The 4,793-nt window shown below is 39.8% G+C and carries 4 protein-coding genes; 3 read left to right on the top strand and 1 reads right to left on the bottom strand.

Annotation, left to right across the window (positions count from 1 at the left end; all coding sequences use genetic code 11):
• The first annotated feature begins 558 nt into the window (after nt 1-558).
• From AACQ17_RS06590 to AACQ17_RS06600, 3 genes are all read left to right on the top strand, one after another.
• Nucleotides 559-1,734 (top strand): SIR2 family protein, encoded by a 1,176-nt coding sequence (locus AACQ17_RS06590; RefSeq protein WP_094147021.1) that lies wholly within the window; start codon nt 559-561, stop codon nt 1,732-1,734.
• Between the two features lies 1 nt (nt 1,735).
• A complete protein-coding gene (locus tag AACQ17_RS06595; RefSeq protein WP_094147020.1) occupies nt 1,736-3,568 on the top strand; it encodes an ATP-binding protein in 1,833 nt (610 codons plus the stop codon).
• Nucleotides 3,569-3,683: 115 nt separating this feature from the next.
• Nucleotides 3,684-3,980, top strand: a complete 297-nt coding sequence (locus tag AACQ17_RS06600; protein ID WP_094147019.1) for a cyclic-phosphate processing receiver domain-containing protein — start codon at nt 3,684-3,686, stop codon at nt 3,978-3,980.
• 122 nt (nt 3,981-4,102) lie between these two features.
• On the opposite strand, the gene AACQ17_RS06605 is transcribed toward AACQ17_RS06600, so the two are convergent.
• Nucleotides 4,103-4,793, bottom strand: a 691-nt coding sequence (locus AACQ17_RS06605) for a hypothetical protein (RefSeq protein ID WP_094167798.1), incomplete at its 5' end; no start/stop codon positions are given.

A 4,793-nucleotide genomic window follows, 5' to 3' on the forward strand; every position in this document is an offset into this window, starting at 1 on the left:
CCCAACATGGCCTGGAATCTTAGCCACATTACGAGCACCACCCTGACGAACCTGAGTAATCGTTGCCTTGGGGAAATTAAACGCTGTTAGGAATCCATATATAAATTCATTGGTATCTACTGATTCAACAAGAGATTCAAGTTGTTCAAAAATCTTTGCCTGATTGACGGCCATGCCTTTTCCTTTATGAAAGCTGCTAATCTGCAATTCAGTAGCAATCTTGTCTAACGGCAATCAATTCTTATCAAAGGAATTGATTTCCTTTTAAAAATGCTTTCGATTATACATCAAGTTAGTTATGTAATCCCATGAGTCGTATCAGATAAACCGCTCATTGATACGTTCGCTCCCCTTATGACTAGCCGATGACTTAAGTCTCTGTAGATATTGTTCAAACCTTTACACGAGAGGTTAATCAACCCTTTCTTATGTGTGTGGTGTTATATTGGTGATAATTATGGAGACGGCTGTTCGTTACTACCAAAAAATAGGCAGCAAAAAACCTGCCATAAGATCGTGTAGCAACTGGCACAACAATCATTGTTTAGAAGGTTATAAATGGAAGACTTAGCAAAGGAAGAATTGTTTTCTCAGATAGAAGAACACTTAAAATGCAGTGAACAAAGTTGGCTGTTGGGTGCAGGAATTAGCTTCGATGCTAAATTACCTTTGATGTATCCCTTAACCAACAAAGTTAAAAAAGACTTGGAAAACAACCATGAAGAGTTGTTCAACGATATTGTTGTTCCTTTGTTCAATGAATTACCGCGGGAATGCCATATAGAACACGTGCTCAGCCACCTAGGCGATTATGCTGCTTTAGCAGAAAGAAATAAGGAAAAGAAAACAACAATTAATGGCAAAGAAATAGAGTTATCTCGCCTTGAAGATATCCATTACGCCATTTTGGAATCTATTTCTAACGTTATTAGGTGTGGTTATGTTGAAGATAAAGACGGTAACACCGTTGAAGAAGGTAAATTATCTAAACCAATTGTTGATATCAAGGCTCACCTAAAGTTCATTGATATGCTTTTCAACCATGCATCCGCTGGAGTCTATGAAAGAAGAAAAACGGTCAATATTTTTACTACTAATTACGACACTTTATTGGAAGACGCTTTAGCTCTGAATAAAGTTCCGTACTGGGACGGGTTTGCAGGAGGCGCAGTAGCACATAGAACTCAACGATACGGCGAGCCTATTCCTTTAAACGGTCAACGCGCCAACGTAATAAAAATGCATGGTTCTATAGACTGGTTTCTATGTGAAAAAGGCTATGTATGGCGAGTTAGAGATAATGACCGCTACCCAGAAGTAAACCGTAGAGTCTTAATCTATCCTCAAGCGACAAAATATGTTGCAACTCAGCAAGACCCTTTTTCGGCACAATTTGATCTGTTTAGGAAGGCTCTAAATTCAAATAACAGTAATATTCTCGCTGTATGCGGCTATAGCTTTGGTGATGAACACATTAATAACGAAATCGAATTTGCCTTGTCTAAAGAAGAAAATAAAACAGTACTCATCGCATTCTTGGAATGTAGAGATAAAACCCTCCCTAATTGCATTGAGAAATGGCGCAATTCAAGTTTTGGTCGAAGGGTTATCATCGCATCCTTACATGGTTTGTATGTGGGCAATGAAGGACCATTTACAAGAAAGGATGGCGATGACTATTGGTGGACTTTCAAAGGTGTCACATCAATATTAGAAAATGGATGCGAGGTATAACATGTTCACACCAGTTGACGAGTTGAGAATAGGACAAGTTGTTGAAGTATCAGGCACCAATATTAAAGTTGAGATATCTGATAAAATTTCCGAGTTGAATCGAACTTTTGATGGACGAGTTTATTCGATAGGACAAATAGGAAGCATGGTTAAGATTCACTATGGCCGAAAAGTGATTTTTGGCTTAGTAACCATGCTTAGAATGCGTTCAGAGGAATTAATTGAAGCTGGTAAACCAGTTAATGCAGATGCCGATCAGCGAGTAATGGAAGTTCAATTATTAGCTGAAGGTAGCTGGAATGCTGTTAAGGAAAAACTAAGCTTTCGCCGTGGTATTAAAACCTATCCTCTACCACAACAAGGCGTATTTCTTCTAACAAGTGAAGAAATAGCCTGTGTGTATCGCTCAGCTGAAGGAACAAGAGATGAAGAGGTCGATCCATTAGTTCCTTTCGCAACATACAGTGCATCGGAGTCAACTGCTTGCAGAGCTAATATTAATAAGATGTTTGGTATGCATTGTGCCGTTCTGGGATCAACAGGCTCTGGTAAATCAGGTACGGTAGCAGCCATTATTCACAGTGTTCTTTCCCATAAGCACAACCAAGTAGAGCTATCACCACAAATAGTAATCATCGACCCACATGGAGAATATGGTACAGCATTTAAAGAAAGAGCTATTCAATATCGTGCATACAATATTGCGGCTGGGCAAGATGAACAAGAGGAAATAAAACTCCCTTACTGGTTAATGTCTAGTGATGAATTTACTAATTTGGTAATTGGAAAAACAGAACATAGTGCTACTAGCCAAAATAACGTGGTTCAAAAGGCTCTCGCACATGCCCGGATGGTGGCATGTGGTATTGTGAAGCCTTGCCCTAATGAGTTTGGTACTGATGCGCTGGTTCATCTAATTAATATGGATGACCCGGATTTATGTGACGATAAAGATACGTCTGATATCTTAGAGTTTGACCGTGACAAACCGAGACCTTTTTCTTTGGACGAATTTGAAAACCATGTCCGATACATACAAGGAGGCAGAATAAACAAAGGTAATCATGAGAGTTTAACTAATTCAGATTTAGCCAAATCTCCAGTTCCCTCTGTACTTGAGAAATTGAAAGTTCTTCGTAGAGATACTCGTTTGGCATTTATGATGAAAAACTGGGCAAACAATGGTGATATAAAATTGCATCAAGTTCTAAATCAATTTGTTGGGGCACCTCAACAAGCAGGTAAAGATATCAGAATTATTGATATTTCTGGCCTGCCTAACGAAGTCGCAGGACCTCTAGCAGCATTAATAGCTAGATTACTTTTTCAATACAAAGTGTTCCAAACTCAAGATGAAAAAGAAAAAGATCCCATTCTATTGGTATGCGAGGAAGCCCACCGATACGTTCCAGATCATGGGGAGGCTCAATACGCAGCTGCGCAGGGAGCGATACGACGGATTGCGCGAGAAGGTCGAAAATATGGCATAGGATTGATGTTGGTAAGTCAACGACCTGCCGATGTTGACAGCACTGTAATATCTCAATGTGGTACATGGGTAGTATTAAGGCTTACAAACTCTGCTGACCAGCAGCATGTCGCTCGCTTCTTACCTGATGGTCTATCCGGGATGGTTGGAGCCTTACCTATCTTGTCTCAGCAGGAAGCCATTTTTGTTGGGGAAGGGGCCGCTTTACCCTGTAGAGTTAAAGTTAAAGATTTGAAAGAAGATCAGTTACCTAAATCTAGTACCATTCCGTTTGCTTCTGGTTGGTCAAAAGGTCGATTAGATCTAGAAGAACTTGAAGATATATCTCGAAGAATGTGTTCTTAAGTTAAGTAGGATGCAATCTGTTAATTTATAAGCCATGATTCAATAAAACTAACAGATTGCTCCAAAATCAGGTTTGCGCTGCAGAACGACCCCCCCATAAAATAAGACCTAGAAAATGAAAGTTTACCTTGATGATGAACGACCAACTCCGGAAGGATGGCATAGGGTTTACTGGCCTGAAGAGGCCATTGCCATTTTGAAGCAAGGACATGTTACTGAAATAAGCCTCGATCATGATCTTGGCAACGATGAACACGGCACTGGCTATGATGTTGTTTTATGGATTGAAGAGGCGGTTGCAACTCAAGGTTTTCAACCACCGGTTATACGAGTTCACAGCGCTAATTCATCTGCAAGGCAGAAAATGGAGTTTGGGATTGCCAATATCAAACGTTTGAATATGTTGGGTTAACACCACATGACATGTATTACAGCGCTACCTGATATAGGAATAGAGGTTTCAAGAACAGAATCGCAATCTTGATCTGCAACGACGAAAATTGAAAGCATATCTATGAATCACACAGTTAAGATTCAAAATAGTCGGTACGGAGATACGTTCAGCTCACTGTTTTTAAGGTAATAATCGTCCCAGCCACGAGTATCAAATGGAACTTGTTTACCTTGTATATCTATATGCAAATAACCTAGCTTTGCACCAACAACAGCTTTCGAACGAGCAATTGGCATCACAATCGCGTCTATCATCTTTTGAGCATCAGATTTTGAAGCGGGTTTATATACCAAAGCTACTTTATTACCTATCTTCATACACTTACGGCTAAAGGTTATATGTTTATCACCAACTTTACCATAAGCCTGACTTCTAAGTTTGCCTAATTCACATGTTGGTTTCTCTAAATTGACAACCCCAAATCGAACACCATAGTCAGTGTATTGATTTTCTCGGTTCGCATATAAAATAGCGATCAAATCGTCATTAGCACTGAATGCCGGATAAAATGAATGTGACTCTTTCATCCAAAAACTATCCAGTTGTGTCGGCCGGTTGAACTCTAAGTTGTATCCATACTTCGCACTTGCTACGAATCCATCACCGTTGAATTTTAACTGGCGACCAGTTGGCTTTTGATTCAATGAACCACGTTCAGGATCAACGAATCTTGCATTTCGCGTTTGAAGTGAACCATCGCGGTTGAAATACTCTCTGAGCCGGTACAACCCGTTTTCCAGTGTATGAGAACTTATCGAACCATCATCAAAG

The organism is Vibrio sp. V10_P2A27P122, from assembly GCF_963874335.1.
GTDB lineage: Bacteria > Pseudomonadota > Gammaproteobacteria > Enterobacterales > Vibrionaceae > Vibrio > Vibrio anguillarum.

Coding starts and splice junctions, on each gene's coding strand:
- AACQ17_RS06590 (WP_094147021.1), top strand. CDS start 559: ATGGAAGACTTAGCAAAGGAAGAATTGTTTTCTCAGATAGAAGAACAC.
- AACQ17_RS06595 (WP_094147020.1), top strand. CDS start 1,736: ATGTTCACACCAGTTGACGAGTTGAGAATAGGACAAGTTGTTGAAGTA.
- AACQ17_RS06600 (WP_094147019.1), top strand. CDS start 3,684: ATGAAAGTTTACCTTGATGATGAACGACCAACTCCGGAAGGATGGCAT.